Raw genomic sequence first — 18,921 nt, 5'->3', positions numbered from 1 at the left:
CTCCTTGGAACACTGAAGCTTCGCAACCTCAGCTTCCTCGGTTCAGACCGGATGGACAACCTCCTGGAAGACCACAGCTAGCCACCGCTTGTAGGGTGGGCAAAGGCGCTGACGCGCTGTCTCGGCAAACGAGATAGCAATGGCGCCGTGCCCACCGTCTGGCCGCTCATGATGCCGCTCAATGGTGGGCACGCTGCCGCCCTTCGGGCGGCCGCTTTGCCCACCCTACGGCAGGGTGCCTCCACGACTCCTACTCCAACCGCTCCACCTTCCGCAGCGTCGGAAACAGCTTCATCCACAGAAGCGCGACCGCGATGGTGCCGACGCCGCCGAGGATGGCGGCGGGCATGGCGCCGAGCAGCGCGGCGGTGATGCCGCTCTCGAACTGGCCGAGCTGGTTGGAGGCGTTGATGAACAGGAAGTTCACCGCGCCGACGCGGCCGCGCATCTCGTTGGGCGTCGCGAGCTGCACCAACGAGAAGCGGATCACGACGCTGATGGTGTCGGCGGCACCGAGAATGGCGAGCGCAGCGACCGAGATCCACATCACATGCGAGACGGTGAACACGACCGTCGCCGCGCCGAACACGATCACCGCCTGGAACATGCGCAGGCCGACGCGCCGCCGGATGGTGTAGCGCGCCAGCACCGCCGTCATCGCCAGCGCGCCGACCGCGGGCGCTGCGCGCAGCACGCCGAGCCCGAACGGCCCGGCCTGAAGGACGTCGCGCGCATAGATCGGCAGCAAGGCCGTGACGCCGCCGAGCAACACCGCGAACAGATCGAGCGAGATGGTGCCGAGAATCGCAGGATGGGCGCGGATGAAGCGGACGCCAGCGAACAGGTCGGCCTTGCTGCCGTCGATCCGCTCGACCGGAACGTCCTCCGGTACCTGCATCAGGCCGGTCAGCCCCATGCCGGCAATCCAGAACAGCATCATGATGCCATAGGGTAGACCCGGCGCGACCGCGTAGGCGAAGCCGCCGATGGCGGGACCGGCGATGGTCGCGAGTTGCGCGGCCCCGCTCGACAGTGCGCTCGCCCGCTGCAGCGTGCCTGCCGGGGCGATCAGCGGCAGCAGCGCCGCGGTCGCGGGGCTCTCGAACGCCCCGGCAATGCCGAGCACGAAGATCGCAGCAAACAGTTCGAATTCGCCGAGCTGACCGGCGTAGGCGCCCCAGCACAGATAGAGCGCCGTCAGCGCCTCGACGAGCTGACAGAGCTGCACGACGCGCTTGCGCTGGAATCGGTCGGCGGCGCTGCCGGCGACGAACACCAGCAGCGCCGTCGGCAGGAACTGGATCAGCCCGACCATGCCGAGATCGAAGGCACGCCCGGTGAGATCGTAGATCTGCCAACCGATCGCCACTGCGGCGATCTGGCTCGCAAAGCGCGACAGGCTGCGGGACGACAGGAAGAACAGGAACGCGCTTTGCTTCAAGAGATCGCGCGCGCCGATCGGGACGGTGGACGACATGGTGGCGCCTGCGTGACGCAGGCCCAACTGCTTGTCAATCGCAAGCCCCGCATGGCCGCACGGCATTGCGCGCGGCTGTTCCCTGCGCTCATAATGAAACGGGGTTCGGGGGATCTGATGCTGCAGCTGCAATCGGGATTCGGGATCGTCGCGCTGCTCGCGATCGCATGGGCGCTCGGCGAGAACCGGCGCGCGGTGTCGCTGAAGCAGGCCGCGCTTGGCCTCGTGGTCACGATCCTGACCGCGCTCGTCCTGCTCAAGGTCCCCGCGGTTGCCCGCGCCTTCGGCGCCATCAACGACGTCGTCGGCGCCATCTCGTCGGCCTCGCGGGCCGGCACCTCCTTCGTCTTCGGCTATGTCGGCGGCGGCGCCCTGCCCTTCGACCTCAAGGCGCCCGGCGCCGATTTCGTGCTCGCCTTCCAGGCGTTGCCGATCGTGCTGGTCATGAGCGTGCTGACCACGCTGCTGTTCTACTGGCGGGTGCTGCCGCCCTTGGTGCGCGGCATGGCCTGGCTCTTGGAGCGCACGCTCGGCGTCGGCGGCGCCGTCGGCCTGTCGACCGCCGCCAACGTGTTCCTCGGCATGGTGGAAGCGCCGCTGTTCATCCGGCCGTATCTGGCGCAGATGACACGCAGCGAATTGTTTCTCGTCATGACCGGCGGCATGGCCGGAATCGCCGGCACCGTGCTGGTGCTCTACGCCACGCTGCTTGCGCCGCTGATCCCCGATGCCGCCGCGCATTTCGTCATCGCCTCGGTGCTCGGCGCGCCGGCGTCGATCCTGATCAGCCTGATCATGGTGCCGGAGACGTCGAAGCAACTCACCGGCGGCGCGCTCGGCGAGGAGACGCAGGCCACCTCGACGATGGACGCGATCGTCAAGGGCACCAGCGCCGGGCTCGAACTGCTGATGAACATCGTCGCGCTGCTGCTGGTGCTGGTCGCGCTGGTGCATCTTGCCAACGCGATCCTGTCGCTGTTGCCCGCCATCGGCGGCGCCGACATCTCGCTGCAGCGGCTGCTCGGCCTCGTCATGGCGCCGGTGTGCTGGCTGATGGGCCTGCCGTGGTCGGAGGCCGTCACGGCCGGCAGCCTGATGGGCACCAAGACGGTGCTCAACGAGCTGATCGCCTATGTCGAGCTGGCGAAGCTCGATGCGACGGCGCTCGATCCGCGCGCGCGGCTGATCATGCTGTACGCGATGTGCGGCTTCGCCAACTTCGCCAGCCTCGGCATCATGATCGGTGGACTCGGTACGATGGCTCCGACACGACGCGACGAGATCAACGCGCTCGGCCTCAAATCAATCGTCTCCGGCACCCTCACCACCTGCCTGATGGGTGCGATCGTCGGGCTGCTGACGTGAGCTGAGCTCGGTCGTCATCGGCAGCAGTTGCGGCACGATCCTCGCCATCACGAGCTGGGAGCCCTCCGCCGTGAGATGCGCATGATCGAACGACAGCGGGACGTCGCCGACCGTGAGCGGACAGCGGCCGTTCTCGCAGACCGCCGACAGGATCGAGATGTAGGACAGGCCTTCGCTCGTCGACAGCGCCGCCTGCATCGCCTGATCCAGCGCAAAGATATCGGACCGGACGAACGCAACGGGATCCGGCGACATGCCGCGCAAGGTGGCGCGCGCCAGCATCGAGGGCAGCCGCGCCCGGAATTGCACGGAGGGACCGAGCAGCACCACCGCAATGCCGGCCTCGCTGAGACGCGCCAGCGTCAGCCTGAGATCGCGCACCATACCGGCAAAGCGCGGCGGGCGGGCGTTCTCGAGCCAGTCCGCCGACATCACCACGAGATCGGGCCGCGCCGTCACGAAATAGTCGCGCATCTGGCTTGCCAGGGCGCGGCAGGCCGCGATCCCCTGCGTCTCCGCGCTGAAGGTCGGCATGCAGGTCGGCTGGCTCGCCTGCATGACGTTGACGGCCTGCGGATCGATGCTCGCGGCGAGGCCGTGATAGTAGTGGGCCGCAAAGCTGTCGCCCCACAGCAGCACATTGACCTTGCCGCTCACCGGACGGAGACAATCCCCGGGCACGCGCCCGTCCGGCGTCGTGAAGCAGGTGCCGTAGCGATAGACCGGCTTCATGTCGTAGGCGTTGTAGGCGTCCAGCCGCTGCGCCGCGCGGTCGGCGTCCGACACGGCGCTAGCGCGTAGCAGGCCGACGCCGCTGCCGGCCAGCAGCAGCAGGCTCGCCAGCGCCGCAAGACCGAAGGCCGCGCGCGGGGTCGCTGCGAACTGGCGATTGCGGAACGGTTGCTCGATGAAGCGCCAGGACAGCGTGGCGACCGCGACCGTGAGGGCGAACAACGCCGCCCGCTCCCAGCCGTCGAGCGCCAGGCCGGGCTTGGCGAAGCGCGCGAAGGCGAACAGCGGCCAGTGCCACAGATACAGCGAATAGGAGATGCGGCCGACGAACGCCGCTACGCCGAGCGGTGACAGCCGGCTGCGCGGCACATTGGCCACGCCGACGCCGCTCCACAGGAACAGCGCCGCGCCAAGGCATGGCGCGAGCGCGTCGACGCCGGGGAAACCCGGTCCGGGGCGCAGCGCCAGAATCGGCACCGCCATCAGCAGCAGCGACAGCGCGCGGGCGCCGCGCTGGGCGAAACCCGGCCGCGGTGCGGGAAGTCCGGAAATCGCGACCAGGCCGCCGAGCAGGAATTCCCAGGCGCGCGGCGGGCTGAGGAAGAATGCGCTCGCGGACGCGCCGCCTCGCATCAGCAGCAGACCGAGCGCGAACGAACCAACAGCCAGCAGCGCCAGCGTGACCGGCAGCGCCAGCCGTCGCCCGCGCGCTATCAGCAACACGGCCCAGACCACGACGGGGAGTACCAGATAGAACTGCTCCTCGACGGCGAGCGACCAGGTGTGCAGCAGCGGCTTCTCGACCGCGGCGTGGTCGAAATAGCCGGACTGCTGCCAGAAGAAGATGTTCGAGGTGAAGGTGACGACGGCGGCCGCGGAACGGAAGAACTCGGCGCGCTCGGAGCCCAGCATGTCCTGCGACGCCGGGATCGCCGCGAACGCCACCATGGCGTAGAGCGCCGGCAGCAGCCGCCGCACCCGCCGCTCGTAGAATTGCGCGAACGAAAAGCGGCCCGCCGCCATCTCCGCGGCAATGATGCCGGTGATCAGGTAGCCGGAGATGACGAAGAAGATGTCGACGCCGACGAAGCCGCCGAAGATCGCCGGCGCCTCGAAATGGAATGCGACAACGGAGAGCACCGCGATGGCGCGCAGCCAGTCGATGTCCTCGCGATGGGCGGCACCTGAAGCCGAACCGGCGCCCGCGTTGGCGATGCGGGGCTGCATCGATGCGCGCGTGCGGGGCGCGCGCGGGATCGTGGGAGCGAACTGGACGACGAAGCGCGGCAACGGGACAGGTACGCCTTTACGCAAGCCCGCGGCGAACACCTCTTACGGATTCGTCGCCGGCCCATCCGTCCCAGTGACGCGAGACCGGATGTCAACACACACGCGCGATGCGACCGCCGTCCATCGCACGCGAATGTTTCCATCCGTTTCTGTCGGCTTTACGTCGACAGTTCGACGGTTTTGAAGTCGGCCGGCAGGATCACTTCCAGCAGCTCGACGTCGTCGGAATAGTCGAGGATCATGTGCCGGATCTTCGGCGGCTGGGTCCAGCAACTGCCCTCCTGCATCAGCGTCTCGCCGACGCCTTCGAGGTAGCTCTTCACCCAGCCCTTGAGCACATAGACCATCTGGAAGTCGACCGCATGGGTGTGCAGCTTGGAGACTTCCTGCGGATTGCACGGCGGCAGCATGCGGATGACATGCGCGCGCGCCAGCCCGTGCGTCGCGTCGGCGATGCCGAGGTCGCGGTAAACAGCATAGGCGCGCAGTCCGTCGGCCTTGAAGTCCTCCTCGCGGTGATGGCTGATGGCGACCTTCTGTTTGCGCCGGCGCGGCGCCGGCGCTGGTCGCCCCTTGCTCGCGAGCGCCTTGCGCGTCGAGGGTTTCGCCACCCTTCCCGGCTTGGCCGGCGCCGCGAAGGCGGTCTTCGCCGTCGGCTTTGTCTTTGCGGTTTTTCGCGGCGCGGCTTTCGCGGCGGCGCGTGATGCTGATTTGGCGGTGCGGCTCTTCTTGGCCATGGCGCTCTCCCTGCGTGTCCTCGCACGCGAGGATAGCACAACCTGCCGCTTTGCGGGTCGACCGATCGACGACCTCAACAGGGCCGAGGCAGCGCTTAACCCGGATGAGCGAAACGACATCCGGGGACTCACGCGCGTCCGCGTTGAACCCGGATATCGCTTCGCTCATCCGGGCTACGCGTCAGCCTCAATGCAGCCGGAAGATGCCGTCGACGGCGCGCAGCTCGGCCGGCTTGATCAGCTTGGAATGCGCCACCGTGACCGAGTACAAGGGGCCCTCGATCTTCTCCTGCCAGAACGCCAGGAAGTCCTGCAGCGCGGGGAATTTCGGAAACAGGTCGTAGTTCTGCCAGACATAGGTCTGCAGCAGCGAGCGGTGATCCGGCATCCGATACAGGATCTGCGCCGTCGTCAGCCCGTAACCCAGCACCTGTTTCCGAAAGTCCTCGGAAACCTCAACCTTCGACACCATGCCAACCTCCGTTTCTGGAGCGCATGTCCGTGTGGCCAACCGGGATGGAGCCACCCGGCAAAGATGCGCTCACTGCCAAGAAATGTGACGCATGTCCTCAACCCATCTCAAGCTTAAATGTTTAACGACATGTTGAAAAATGCTGCATTAGCAGCCACTTAGCCCAGGTGCTAATACGGGGTTTCATGGTTCGTTCCGCTCCCGTTAACGCTATCGGAACGCTTTGGCAGAGCCCGCAGTTGACTGCTAATTTTTCTGCTACAAGCCCTTGTCCGGCTGAATGCTCTCCCCTAAATCCAGCCCACGTGCTGGCACTCGCCGGCACCGACTGCCAAAATTCCAGAAACTGACAATCGCCTCAATAGCTTAGGAGGACTGTATGGCTTTCCGTCCGCTTCACGACCGCGTCGTGGTCAAGCGCATCGACGCCGAAGAGAAGACCGCTGGCGGCATCATCATCCCCGACTCGGCCAAGGAGAAGCCCTCGCAGGGCGAAGTGATCGCGGTGGGCCCGGGCGCCCGCGACGAGAGCGGCAAGCTGGTCCCGCTCGACGTCCAGGTCGGTGATCGCGTGCTGTTCGGCAAGTGGTCGGGCACCGAGGTCAAGATCGACGGCCAGGAGCTGCTGATCATGAAGGAGAGCGACATCATGGGCGTGCTCACCGACACCGCGTCGAAGAAGAAGGCCGCCTAAGCCCAACCCGCTCAACGCTCACCCTGAGGAGCGCCTGCGGGCGCCCTGCCCAGGGTGAGACGACCAATTCAACTCAGGGAAACCCAATATGTCAGCAAAAGACGTTAAGTTCGGCGTCGACGCCCGCGATCGCATGCTGCGCGGCGTGGACATCCTCGCCAATGCCGTCAAGGTCACGCTCGGCCCGAAGGGCCGCAACGTCGTCCTCGACAAGTCGTTCGGCGCTCCCCGCATCACCAAGGACGGCGTCACCGTCGCCAAGGAGATCGAGCTCGACGACAAGTTCGAGAACATGGGCGCACAGATGGTGCGCGAAGTCGCCTCCAAGTCCGCTGACGCGGCCGGCGACGGCACCACCACCGCGACCGTGCTGGCCCAGGCCATCGTGCGCGAAGGCGCCAAGGCGGTTGCCGCCGGCATGAACCCGATGGATCTGAAGCGCGGCATCGACCTCGCGGTCGAGGCGGTCGTTGCAGACCTCGTCAAGAACTCCAAGAAGGTCACGTCGAACGACGAGATCGCCCAGGTCGGCACCATCTCCGCCAACGGCGACGCCGAGATCGGCAAGTTCCTCGCCGACGCCATGAAGAAGGTCGGCAACGAGGGTGTCATCACCGTCGAGGAAGCCAAGTCGCTGGAGACCGAGCTCGACGTGGTCGAGGGCATGCAGTTCGACCGCGGCTACATCTCGCCCTACTTCGTCACCAACGCCGACAAGATGCGCGTCGAGATGGATGACGCCTACATCCTGATCAACGAGAAGAAGCTCTCCTCGCTGAACGAGCTGCTGCCGCTGCTCGAGGCCGTGGTGCAGACCGGCAAGCCGCTGGTCATCGTCGCCGAGGACGTCGAGGGCGAGGCGCTCGCCACCCTGGTCGTCAACCGCCTGCGTGGCGGCCTGAAGGTCGCCGCCGTCAAGGCTCCGGGCTTCGGCGATCGCCGCAAGGCCATGCTGCAGGACATCGCGATCCTGACCGGCGGCCAGGCGATCTCGGAAGATCTCGGCATCAAGCTCGAGAACGTCAACCTCTCGATGCTCGGCCGCGCCAAGAAGGTGATGATCGACAAGGAGAACACCACGATCGTCAACGGCGCCGGCAAGAAGGCCGACATCGAGGCGCGCGTTCAGCAGATCAAGGCGCAGATCGAGGAGACCACCTCGGACTACGACCGTGAGAAGCTGCAGGAGCGTCTGGCCAAGCTCGCGGGCGGCGTCGCGGTGATCCGCGTCGGCGGTGCGACCGAGGTCGAGGTCAAGGAGCGCAAGGATCGCGTGGATGACGCGATGCATGCGACCCGCGCGGCTGTCGAGGAAGGCATCCTGCCGGGCGGCGGCGTCGCCCTGCTGCGTGCTTCCGAGCAGCTCAAGGGCCTGCGCACCAAGAACGACGACCAGAAGACCGGCATCGAGATCGTCCGCAAGGCGCTCTCCGCCCCGGCCCGCCAGATCGCGATCAACGCGGGCGAGGACGGCTCGGTCATCGTCGGCAAGATCCTGGAGAAGGACCAGTACGCCTACGGCTTCGACAGCCAGACCGGCGAGTACGGCAACTTGGTCTCCAAGGGCATCATCGACCCGACCAAGGTGGTTCGCGCCGCGATCCAGAACGCCGCCTCCGTGGCTGCGCTGCTGATCACGACCGAAGCCATGGTCGCCGAGCTGCCGAAGAAGAACGCCGGCGGCCCCGCGATGCCTCCGGGCGGCGGCATGGGCGGCATGGACTTCTAAGGTCCAGCCTCCTCAAGAGATACGAAGGGCGCGGCGAAAGCCGCGCCCTTTTTGTTTCACCGGGGCCCGAATGTCGCCGGGGCTCATGCGGGCTTCGTCGCTAAACTCCTCTCCGTCGTCATTCCGGGGCGTTCACGCGCAAAATGGCGAAGCCGTTTTGGAGCAGCGCGAATGAGCCCGGAATCCATAGCCCGAGCGGTGGTTGGTCGAAGACAGACGCCACAAGCACCTCGCGCCACGCGACGGCCTGTGGCTATGGATTCCGGGCTCGCGCTACGCGCCCCCCGGAGTGACGAACGCAGAGCGCGCGCCTTGTGCGACGCGCCCCCTCACCTGCTCCGCCGATACATCACGTCCGTCCGCAGCACGTATTTGCGCCCCTTCGTCACGGGATCGCCGCGATGCATGATCGGGTGATGGAACAGCAGCGCCATGCCCTTCTCCGGCGTGATGCGCAACGGACCATCCGGCATCAGGCCGGTGTCGTCGCAGAACGACGTCGTGCCACCTTCGAAATCATCGTTCAGATAGATCATGAAGGTGAACTGGCTGCGCTCGCCATCGTCACGCTCGAAATGGCCGTCGCGATGCCATTCGAACTTCTGTCCGACATCATAGCGATACAGCCGCAACCGCTCGTTCAGCCCGACCGGCTGCCAGCGATGCTGGAACGACGGTGCGAGATGGCCGGCGAGCCGCTGATAGAGCCCTTGCGCGCGCTCGGTATCGTCGACGATGACGCGATCGTTGTTGCGATAGTCCTTGACGCTGCGCGGCGCGAACAACGTCGCCTCCTCGAAGCCCATCTGCTCGCCCAAGCGGATGTAGTCCTCGCACTCGGCAGTGGAGAAGAAGTTCGCAATCGTCTCGATATTGTCGGCGTGCCAGGTCAGCTCGGTCATGATCGTGTCTCCGTCATCGTTGCGCAATCGCGTAGCCCGGATGGACAAAGGCCGGCGCCTTGCGGGCGCCGGCCGGAGCGACATCCGGGGTCTCACGAACTGCACGTGCGGACCCGCATGTCGCTTGCGCTCATGCGGGCTACGAGGGCGCGCTCAATCCTTGAACGGATCGAACTCGCCCTCGCCCGCCATCACCACGGCGAACGGCCGCAGCGTATGCACCACCCTCACCGAGCCGGCGTGCTCGGCCAGCACCTCGGGCAGACGGCGATAGGCCATCGGGCTCTCGTCGAGATCGGCGCCGATCAGGGTGACGCCGCGGCCCTGCAGCCAGGCGTCCATCTCGGCGCGCGTGAAGCGCCGCTTGGCCTCCCTGCGCCCGAACAGCCGCCCGGCGCCGTGCACCGTGGAGTACAGCGAGGCCTTGGCCTCCTCCGACTCCACGCCCTCGATGATGACGGCGTCGTCGCCCATCGAGCCGCCGACGAAACCGCGCTGGCCTGGAAAGGCCGGCGTCGCGCCCTTGCGCACCACCCATAGGTCACGTCCGTCGTGGCTCTCACGCCAGGCGTAGTTGTGGTGGTTGTGCACACTGTCGGTGACCGCGCCGCCGATGATCTGGCGCACGCGCTCGGTCACCCACTCGCGTCCCGCATAGGCATAGCGCCCGGCGAGCTGCATCGCGGCGATGTAACGCTGCCCAACCTCCGAGTCCTCGTCGACCACGGCGGGCGGCACGTTCATGCCGTCCTTGCCGCCGGCGGCCCTGAGGTAGCGCGTCGCCGAGGTGTGGCCGAGCCCACGGCTGCCGAAATGCACGCCGATCCAGACAAAGCCGGCCTCGTCGCGCATCAGGTCGACATAGTGGTTGCCCGACCCGACCGTGCCGAGCTGCCCGACCGCCTTCTGCCGGTACGCGTCCATGTCGGAGCAGCGCCACGCATCGGCGTCGTCGAACAGCTCATGCTCGACCCGCTCGGCGTTCTTGCGGCCGACGCCGAACGAGATCACCCTGGCGACATCCTTTATGATGGTGCCGACCTTGTCCTCGATCGCGCTGAACTGCGTGTCGAGCCGGACCGCCATGTTGCCGCAGCCGATGTCGAAGCCGACCCCGGAGATGCTGATCTGCTTCTCATAGGCGATCACGCCGCCGACCGGCTGGGCATAGCCGAGATGACCGTCGGCGCAGATCACCCCGGCCACGGCATTGCCGACCGCCATGCAGCTCCTCATCTGCGCGATGGTCGCATCCTCGTGACGGCCAAACACCTTCAGCGGGCTGTTCTGATACTGCGCGGCCTGTGGCCGGCTCGCGACCGTGTCGCCCAGCGCCGTGGCCTCGCGCGCCAGCTGCTCCTGGCGCGCGGCGTCGCGGAACGTGCACCACAGCGGCATCGACCGCTGCCCGGGCCGCTCGACTCGCGCATCCGGATCAAGCCCGGCCTCGATCGCCAATTGTCTCGCGCGCTCCTGATAGGGATCGGCTCGCATGTGATCCTCCTCACTCGTTCATGCATGACCCTGCCGCGCCGGCGTGGCGCTGCAATGGTCGGGACTTGCACGGCGTGACGCCGCGCAAGTCCGGTGGTGCAAACAGAGAGACGGATCTGATCGGAGTGTCCCGGATGGGACATCAGCCTGGCGGATCGTCTCTCTGGCGTTCAAGACAGAGGGACGATCCCGCTGCCTCGCTACGCTGCTAGTTGATTGTGACGGGACAGCGCGCTCCCCGCGGAGACTGCCGGCACGCACAGGACGAAATCACGGCGCCGCAGTTGCGGCAGCGCGCTGTCCTCTATCTGACGTGGGGTCGAAATCGGCATGGCTCTCTCGCTGGCGGATGTCCGCCGGATAAGTTGGCGCGTGCTCTTACAGGATTTTTCACGTTTGTAAAGTGAGCCGTACGTAGCTGATACTTCGTGGCGTTTTAGCACCGCCGACGCACGTCATGAATTGTCATGGTTATGGCTTCGGGCTCACTGCGCGCGCCCCGGAATGACGGCAAGATCGTTGCAGCTCAGCATGACGAGTAGTCGTAGGCCGCATGAGCGCAGCGACATGCGGGTTCATACGAGTGGCACGCGAGACCCCGGATGTCGCCTCCGCCGAAGCCCGTTGGGCTTCGGCGTCCGCTCATCCGTGCTACGCGGCGCTCAACGCTCGAGCTCCACATCCCAGTACAAATAATCCTGCCAGGTCACGTGCAGGAATCTCGGCGGAAACAGGCGCTGCGCGGCCATCAGCTCGTGCCGTGCCGGCTCGAACGGCGGCCGCCGCGGCTTGAGGTGGCGCCGGTCCTTGCGCGCGTTGCAGGGACTGCAGGCGGCGACGATGTTGGTCCACGACGTCTCGCCGCCGTCGACGCGCGGCACGACGTGATCGAAGGTCAGCTCGCCGTGGAGATAGCGGCCACCGCAGTACTGACATTCGAAGCGATCACGCAGGAACACGTTGAAGCGCGTGAACGGGACGCGCGTCGCCGGCCTGACGTAATCGCGCAGCGCGATCACCGACGGCAGCCGCATGGTGACGCTCGGGCTCCGCACGACGCGGTCGTACTCTGCGACCACGACGTGCGACTCGCCGACAACGGCCCTGATCGCGTCCTCCCAGCAGACCACCGACAGCGGGAAATAGCTCAGCGGCTGGAAGTCGGCGTTGAGAACCAGCGCCGGGTTTGTTGCTGACATCGTCGACCTCCTCTCTTTCGCTTCATCTGCCCGGTCGTGTTGGCGCCCATGACGGGAATCGAACCCGCCTTCCCGGATCGACAATCCGGTCCCTTCACCAGACGGGAACATAGGCCATGTCATCGCGCCCGGACTGCACCGGGCATGGTCATCGTCAATCAGTCGAACGCGACCGGAGCGTGCTCCGGCTGAACGCCGTTGATGTAGTCGAGATAGATCTGGCGAGCCCGTGCCTCGCTGACGCCGCGGCACGTCATGACGATGCGCACGAAGGCAACCGCCACCGGCGAGCACAGCGCTCGGGCGTGGTCGACTGTCTCGGAATCTGGGCTCATCATGCGGGTCATCAGACCCCCCGCTATGTCTGCGGAGGGTGATATCCCGCCGCCGGTTATGCTCTTGCTGGAATTTCGCGTCCCGATGTCGTCAGGGACAGCACGAGATCATTCGGACCCTGACAGGCGACGCCCATGCCGGACCCATCGCGCGACCAGTTAAGCGGTCGTTCGTTGGCGGGGGCATTCGCGAGATGTGAGCGTAGGCTCAACACGGTCGTGGTCCTCAAGAGCGCGTCGGCGAACGGCGCGTCAATTTCGATGGGGCAGAGCTATGCGCAGAATTTTCCGAAGCCGTCAAGGCCGGAGGGGGAAGCGATGACGGCGCGCCTCCGGCGACGCGACAGATTTGCAACGACCAGACTGGTCGTCGGGCAAATCAGTTGCGCATTATCGCGAGCTCCAAGGCCGCAATCGGCCCTGCGAGAGGTCGAAAACGCGTGCGCGCGAAAATTCGTTTGTCGAGCCCGGTCAATGGGATCGCCCCGCTCACCGCCAACCCCGAACATTTTCCTGTTTCCAAAAATCAGAAACCGTGCATTCTATGCCGGTCCCGTCCTCATGAGAGGGGCGCTTCGCGATCGTCATGAACGTGGAGGGCGGGATGCGGTGGGCGCGTCGGGTTGCAGCGTGATCTGATCACGCGGACGAACGATCCGGTGCGCACGGCGAAGTCGTGATGTCCTGGCACCCCGATGCTGGTGTCAAGGTCGGAGAGACGAATGCTCCGACCGATGGTGGCCAGAAAGCCCGGCGCACCAGGGAGACCACGTATAAGCCGTAAGGCCATCGCGCGGGGAATGCCGGATGATGCGGCTGAACCTGTGGTGACTGCCGCCTGCTTTTTCTTCTGCAGGCGGGCCATGGGTGAGGCCCTCACCCGGCATTCCCCGCGCCCTCTTCCGATTTCGGAGGGCCCAGTTTACGAGCAGCACTCGGGCGCCAGGCGCCGCGAGAATGCGCAGTCATGGCCGTGCTTTTTGAAGCGTGAAACGGATCTCATTCCGGCCCCGGCTCAACGCCAGGCGACGGCGTTGTTTGTCGATGCAGGACCTGTGGGGTGGGCAAAGTGGCCGACGAAGGCGGCAGCGTGCCCACCGTCAATCAGCCCTCTCCTCGGCAAAACGGTGGGCACGGCGCCAACTACAAATATTCGTGTGGCACGCGCGGAATGGGCGCCTTTGCCCACCCTACTCCGTAACGGCTGCGCCTCAGTCGATGCGCGAGAGCACGGCGAGCTTGCGGATGCCCTTGTTCTTGTAGGCATCGAGGAACGCGTAGTAGTCGCGGAACGAGACGCAGCCATTGGAGTCGCCGTTCGGCCCGAGCATGAAGGTGTGGGCCAGGAGGCCGTTGCGACCGTGGATGGCGTCCTCGCCGCCGATCGGATTGAGCCGCAGCGCCGGCACGCCGTGGAACAGCGCCTCGCGCGGCTTCAGCTCGTAGATGTGCGGCGGCGTCACGCCGCGCATCTTGATCTTCTCCGAGCTCGGCTTGTCGAGGTTGTCGCCGAGGCCGGAATGTGCCTCGAGCTTGGTGCCGTCGGGCAGATACACCGCCTTGGCCGAGATGTCGTAGACTGCGGTGCTCAAATCATACGGCGGCCGGCCGCCGCGGGTCGGATCCTTGGCGATGCTGGCGGTGATGTTGGAATCAGCCGAGGCATAGGCCAGGAGGCCGCCATCCTGGTTCTCCGGCTTGCCCCAGAGCTTTTCCTGGATCGAATGCCGGTCGCCGGCGATCGACAGCACCGCCGCCTTGGCGCGCTCGGTCATCGCGCGCAGCGAGAAGCCACTGCTCTTCGGCGGATTGGCCTCGGCGGCCTGCGCCGGCGTCGCGGGCTGCGCGGCCGGCTTGGCATTGGCGAGCGCCAACTGCATCGGCGGCCGGGCATCCTTCTTCGGCGCCTCGGCGACCTTCGCAGTCTCGGCCGGCTTGGCTTCGACCGACTTGGCCTCGATCTGCTTGGGCGCGGCTTCGGCGAGCCTGGGCAGCGGCGGCGCGCCGTTCGCGGCGTTGGAGGCGACGCCCTGCGGCACGGCCGCGCCGAAGCGGTCGTTGAACATCTGCGGCGTGATGGCGGCGACCGTGGTAACGGGCGGAGATTCCGGGAATGCCGAGAAGGCCTCACCCACCGCATCGGCGGCGCTGCGCGTCGCAAGCCGCGGCGCCGGGCGCACGACGGGCTCATCCTGCTCGATGCTGCCCAGGGTCGGATAGGCATCCGCCGCGATGATCTTGGTATAGACCGTCACAGCGCAGCCCCCGATCAGGCATGCGATTGCCGCGCCACCGATCAATTTGTGAGAGAACGCGATCAGGGAAGACTTCCTGCGATTTCGTGCGGCCAACGCAGCTCGACTGTTACTCATTCACTCACGCCCGAACGAATACTCGATAACTCTCGCTCGATGCGCCACGGACAACCGCTTTGCATCTCGCAGAAGCACAGAGCTTCATTAGGGCGACTTTTAGTTAAATGCTGATTAAGTTTTGGCAGATTAAGGGCGGGTTAACCATGGACGTCTGTTTTGCCGGCAAACAGGGCAAAAACAGGGCGAAATTCCAGCCAAAAGCAATATTGCCGCCCCAGGGCGTTCCTGAGGAGCAGCATTCGACGGCCGCCGGAATCCGTAAACCATCGCAGGCCGCGTTAACGATTGAGCTCTGCCAGAGGGGCGCTATCGATGACCTCACGTTTAGGCGTGCTGACGAGGGAAAGGGCGTAGTTTTCACTTGTTCAAGGCCCCTGCTCGGACATGGTCTTGCCGATCTTCTCGACGCGGCTGAATGCATTGGTCACGTACAATCGCATGTCGCCCGGTCTCCGCGGCAATCGGATCAGGACGGTCGTGGTCCAAGGCGCAATGGCGACGGCAGCCGCAGGTGGACCGCATCCGTAACAAGCCGGGATTTTCCGCGCTGTGGACACCGGCGGCGGTATGGTAGGGAACGATTCTCGGCAACACTCCGCCGGCGAATCGTACCGCGTCCGCTCCCTGCCGAACACGACACGAGAGGACTCCATGCAGATCCCCGACCGGAAGCTGGCCTTCGTCTTGGCCGCGAGCAATCACGGGACGATGATCGTCAACCGGCTCGACTATCGCATGGTCGACGCCAACCGGGGCTACGGCGTCGGCTATCAGATCCTCGACACGGGGGCTTTCGATCCGGGCGAGGTGCAGCTCGCCGTCCGCCTGCTCGGCTTGCGCCGCCGGCACCATGGCGATGGCGCCGTCGCGATCGACTGCGGTGCCAATATCGGCGTCCACACCATCGAATGGGCGAAGGCGATGACCGGCTGGGGATCCGTGCTCTCGATCGAGGCGCAAGAACGAATCTACTACGCGCTCGCCGGCAACATCGCGATCAACAACTGCTTCAATGCGATCGCCATCCATGCCGCAGTCTCGTCGGAGCGCGGCGTGCTCAACATCCCAAGCCCGAACTACCTGACCCCATCGAGCTTCGGCAGCCTCGAGCTGCGCCAGCGTCCCAACACCGAGTTCATCGGCCAGGCCATCGACTATGCGGACAACACCGTCGAGGTGCGCAAGCTCCCGCTGGACGATTTCAATCTGCCGCGCTGCGACCTGATCAAGCTCGACGTCGAGGGCATGGAGATCGAGGCGCTCGAAGGCGCGGCGGCGACGATCGAACGCTGCACGCCGATCATGCTGATCGAGAAGATCAAGACCGATGCGGAGCAGCTGCGGCAATGGCTGGATTGCCGCGGCTACAAGACCATCGATGCCGGCATCAACATGGTCGCAATTCATGCGCGGGACAAGGCGCTGGCGGACATCATCCCGCAACAGCCCTGAAGCGGGCGTCAGCGCTGCAGCTCCGGCGGCGGGGTGCGGTCGAGCACCTCCCGCTTGGGCTCGCTCAGCGCATAGAAGGCATAGGTCTCGATGGTCAAAGGTCCACGCCTGCGTTCGGCCTCGCCGATCTTCTCGACGCGGCCGAATGTATTGCTGACGTAGAACCGCGATGCGATCTGGACCTCGTCCACGAGCAGCTGCGTGCCCGCCAACTGCGCCGGATCCGGCTCCGGAAAATTGACCCAGCGGATGCGCTGGATCGGCTGCAGCACGCAGGTCCCGGACGGAAGATAGAACGACAGCCAGGCGGTGGTGCCATAATCCATCGCCAGCACGCAGGAGGCGCCGGCGCGCACGCGCGCTGCCTCGATCTCGGCAGCCAGGGGGCGCCAGCCGACGCCGACGCTGCGGACGGTGGCATCGCGCCGATAACCGGACAGCAGGCCCGTGTTGGCCTGCACGATCAGCGCGACGAACATCACGACGCCGGCGGGCACGGCCCAGCGCAGGCAAAAGTCCGCCGTGCGCTGCTCGCGCGGGGACCAGGCGACAAGACGGGCCGCCGCAGCGGCAGCCACCACGAAGGCCGGATAGATCGGCGCGAACCAGTTGGCTTCGACGCGGGCATGCAGCGAATGCCACGCGAAATAGGCGACGATGACCCAGACCATGGCCTCAATCAGGACGCGGGCCGCCGCGTCCGCTGCCCTGCGCCGGGCCAACCCATAGAGGCCCATCACGCCGAGGATGAAGACCAGCGGCGTGGCGAAGGCGAACTGCGTCGGGATGATCTCGGCGATGTAGACCGGACGAACCTCCTCGACCCTGGCGCGGCCGAGCTGCTTGATGAACGACACCCACTGGTGATCGGCATTCCACAGGATCACCGGCGAGAAGATCGCGAACGCCAGGACGCCGCCGAGATAGGGCCAGGGCGAGGCCAGCCAGTGCCGCAGCTTCGGCACGGCGACCAGCCAGATCAGGATCGCCGCACCGAAGAACAGCGACGTGTATTTCGACAGCAGCGCGGCACCGACCGCGGCACCGACCGCAAGCCACCAGACGCCCCGGCCGGTCTCCAGAACCTTGGCGCAGAAGAACAGCACGAAGCTGGAGGCCACCAGCAGCGGCGCATCCGGCGTCACGATCAGGGTGCCGACCGCAGCCATCAAGGTGACGTTGAGCAGCAGCGCCGCAGTCGCCGCAACCCTCACGCTGCCGAACAGGATCTCGGCCGTGCGGTACACCGCGTAGCTCATGGGCAGGCCGAGCAGGATCGAGACCAGCCGCACGCCGAGCTCGCTGTCGTCTGCGATCAGCATGCCCAGCCGGATCACGACCGCAACCATCGGCGGGTGGTCGTAGTAGCCGCCGGCGAGATGCTTCGACCACATCCAGTAATAGGCTTCGTCGAAGGTGATCGGCGTGACCGCGGCGGCGATCAGCCGGAGCACGACGAGGCCTGTGATGGTCAGCCAGACATTGCGGACCAGCCGGGCGTCGTCGGCGCCTGCCGCAGAGGTCATCGCTTGCGCCAGACGAACAATCCGGAGATCGCGTAATTCCAGACCACGCCCATCAGCGCGCCGGCCGCGCCCGCCAGCCACCAGATCGGCTCCTGGTCATAGACCGAGAAGGCGACGCCGACATTGGCGAGCAGGCCGACCGAGCAGACCAGATAGAACGCGAGCAGGCCGCGCAGAATGGCAAAGCCCTTCAGCCGCTGGTCGCGATAGGTGAGGAAGTTGTTGAGGATGAAGTTCGAGGTCATCGCGATGAAGGCACCGAGCGCCTGCGCCTCCGCGAACGGCATGTCGAACGCATTGAGACCAAGAAAGAGCGTGGCCAGATGCACGACGAGGCCGGTGCCGCCGACCATGGCGAACAGCAGGAAGCGCAACGACACCACGTCGTTGGTCATCTTGGCCAGCACGAGGCCGAGGAAGTCGAGCGCGACCATCGAGTCGAGCTTGCTCTCGCCATGCAGGCGCGAGCCGAACGTATAGGGCACCTCGACGGTGCGCAGGCCGCCTTCCGCGCTCGCAATGATGTCGAGCAGGATCTTGAAGCCCTGCATCGACAGCTTCGGCGCGATCTGTTCGAAGCGGTCGCGGCGGATCATGAAGAAGCCGCTCATGGGATCGTTGACCTCGACCTTGAGCGCGCGGCGCGCGATCTCGGTGGCGAAGGCGCTGGCCCCGGCCCGCTTGCTGTCGAAGCTCGCGGCGCTGCCGCCCGCGATGTAGCGACTGCCGACGACGAGCTCGGCGGCGCCACTCTGCAAGAGCGCCAGCATCTTCGGCAGCTGGGTCTCGTCGTGCTGCAGATCGGCGTCGATCACGGCGGCATAGGGCGCACTGGCGGCCAGGATGCCCTCGATGCAGGCACCGGACAGGCCGCGGCGGCCGATCCGGCGGATGCAGCGGACGCGTTTGTCGCTGCGCGACAATTCGCGCACCACCTGCCAGGTGCCGTCCGGAGAGTTGTCGTCGACGAATACGACCTCCCACGGCACGTCCCTGAACGCCGCCTCCAGCCGCCGGTACAGCGTGGTGACATTGTCGCGCTCGTTGAAGGTCGGGACGACCACCGAAACGATCGGAATATCAGCGGTTTGCGGCGGCGCGGGCATGGCCGGTCGGAGGACATCGTTCATGGTGCGGATGCG

Annotated in this window: 15 protein-coding genes and 1 tRNA gene; 4 read left to right on the top strand and 12 right to left on the bottom strand. The window is 65.9% G+C overall.

The window, feature by feature from the left end; translation table 11 throughout:
• Positions 1–250 precede the first annotated feature (250 nt).
• Positions 251–1,477 (bottom strand): MFS transporter, encoded by a 1,227-nt coding sequence (locus tag QX126_RS05965; RefSeq protein WP_315779850.1) that lies wholly within the window; start codon positions 1,475–1,477, stop codon positions 251–253.
• 117 nt (positions 1,478–1,594) lie between these two features.
• Between QX126_RS05965 and QX126_RS05960 the strand changes: the two genes are divergently transcribed.
• The gene (locus QX126_RS05960) at positions 1,595–2,842 is read left to right on the top strand and encodes a NupC/NupG family nucleoside CNT transporter (RefSeq protein WP_315737449.1); all 1,248 of its coding nucleotides are present in this window, start codon (positions 1,595–1,597) and stop codon (positions 2,840–2,842) included.
• On the opposite strand, the gene QX126_RS05955 is transcribed toward QX126_RS05960, so the two are convergent.
• From QX126_RS05955 to QX126_RS05945, 3 genes are all read right to left on the bottom strand, one after another.
• Positions 2,780–4,801 (bottom strand): acyltransferase family protein, encoded by a 2,022-nt coding sequence (locus QX126_RS05955; protein ID WP_315779848.1) that lies wholly within the window; start codon positions 4,799–4,801, stop codon positions 2,780–2,782. The genes QX126_RS05960 and QX126_RS05955 overlap by 63 nt on opposite strands.
• 221 nt (positions 4,802–5,022) lie before the next feature.
• Complete coding sequence (locus tag QX126_RS05950) at positions 5,023–5,601, bottom strand: cupin domain-containing protein (RefSeq protein WP_315776726.1); 579 nt, start codon at positions 5,599–5,601, stop codon at positions 5,023–5,025.
• A gap of 187 nt (positions 5,602–5,788) precedes the next feature.
• Positions 5,789–6,073, bottom strand: coding sequence for an usg protein (locus QX126_RS05945; protein ID WP_315776727.1), 285 nt, complete (start codon positions 6,071–6,073; stop codon positions 5,789–5,791).
• Between the two features lie 379 nt (positions 6,074–6,452).
• On the opposite strand from QX126_RS05945, the gene groES reads away from it, so the two are divergent.
• A complete protein-coding gene (groES, locus tag QX126_RS05940; protein WP_008966485.1) occupies positions 6,453–6,767 on the top strand; it encodes a co-chaperone GroES in 315 nt (104 codons plus the stop codon).
• An 88-nt stretch (positions 6,768–6,855) separates the two neighbouring features.
• A complete protein-coding gene (gene groL, locus QX126_RS05935; RefSeq protein ID WP_315714737.1) occupies positions 6,856–8,496 on the top strand; it encodes a chaperonin GroEL in 1,641 nt (546 codons plus the stop codon).
• 329 nt (positions 8,497–8,825) lie between these two features.
• On the opposite strand, the gene QX126_RS05930 is transcribed toward groL, so the two are convergent.
• The 6 genes from QX126_RS05930 to QX126_RS05905 all read right to left on the bottom strand — a co-directional run bounded on the left by QX126_RS05930 (position 8,826) and on the right by QX126_RS05905 (position 14,798).
• Positions 8,826–9,398, bottom strand: coding sequence for a 2OG-Fe(II) oxygenase (locus tag QX126_RS05930; protein WP_315779846.1), 573 nt, complete (start codon positions 9,396–9,398; stop codon positions 8,826–8,828).
• A gap of 153 nt (positions 9,399–9,551) precedes the next feature.
• Entirely contained in the window at positions 9,552–10,892 is a 1,341-nt protein-coding gene (locus QX126_RS05925; protein ID WP_315779844.1) for an RtcB family protein, read from the bottom strand.
• A gap of 662 nt (positions 10,893–11,554) precedes the next feature.
• A complete protein-coding gene (locus tag QX126_RS05920) occupies positions 11,555–12,091 on the bottom strand; it encodes an HNH endonuclease (protein ID WP_315759261.1) in 537 nt (178 codons plus the stop codon).
• 40 nt (positions 12,092–12,131) lie between these two features.
• Positions 12,132–12,206 (bottom strand) — tRNA-Asp (locus QX126_RS05915).
• 43 nt (positions 12,207–12,249) lie between these two features.
• A complete protein-coding gene (locus QX126_RS05910) occupies positions 12,250–12,426 on the bottom strand; it encodes a hypothetical protein (RefSeq protein WP_315779842.1) in 177 nt (58 codons plus the stop codon).
• A 1,211-nt stretch (positions 12,427–13,637) separates the two neighbouring features.
• The gene (locus QX126_RS05905) at positions 13,638–14,798 is read right to left on the bottom strand and encodes a tlde1 domain-containing protein (RefSeq protein ID WP_315779839.1); all 1,161 of its coding nucleotides are present in this window, start codon (positions 14,796–14,798) and stop codon (positions 13,638–13,640) included.
• A gap of 654 nt (positions 14,799–15,452) precedes the next feature.
• Here QX126_RS05905 and QX126_RS05900 point away from each other — a divergent pair.
• Positions 15,453–16,253 carry an FkbM family methyltransferase gene (locus tag QX126_RS05900; protein WP_315759258.1) on the top strand — a complete coding sequence of 267 codons (801 nt, stop codon included), beginning with the start codon at positions 15,453–15,455 and terminating at the stop codon, positions 16,251–16,253.
• An 8-nt stretch (positions 16,254–16,261) separates the two neighbouring features.
• Here QX126_RS05900 and QX126_RS05895 read toward each other — a convergent pair whose 3' ends face one another.
• Positions 16,262–17,779, bottom strand: a complete 1,518-nt coding sequence (locus QX126_RS05895) for a glycosyltransferase family 39 protein (RefSeq protein ID WP_315779837.1) — start codon at positions 17,777–17,779, stop codon at positions 16,262–16,264.
• Positions 17,776–18,909, bottom strand: coding sequence for a glycosyltransferase family 2 protein (locus QX126_RS05890; RefSeq protein WP_315737438.1), 1,134 nt, complete (start codon positions 18,907–18,909; stop codon positions 17,776–17,778). The genes QX126_RS05895 and QX126_RS05890 overlap by 4 nt, the downstream gene beginning before the upstream one ends.
• Positions 18,910–18,921: the final 12 nt, after the last annotated feature.

Origin of the sequence: Bradyrhizobium sp. SZCCHNPS1003 (genome assembly GCF_032381555.1) — a bacterium.
In the GTDB taxonomy this organism is placed as follows: domain Bacteria; phylum Pseudomonadota; class Alphaproteobacteria; order Rhizobiales; family Xanthobacteraceae; genus Bradyrhizobium.
Note: the sequence above shows the minus strand (reverse complement) of the source record. Positions and strands in the feature narration are given on the sequence as shown.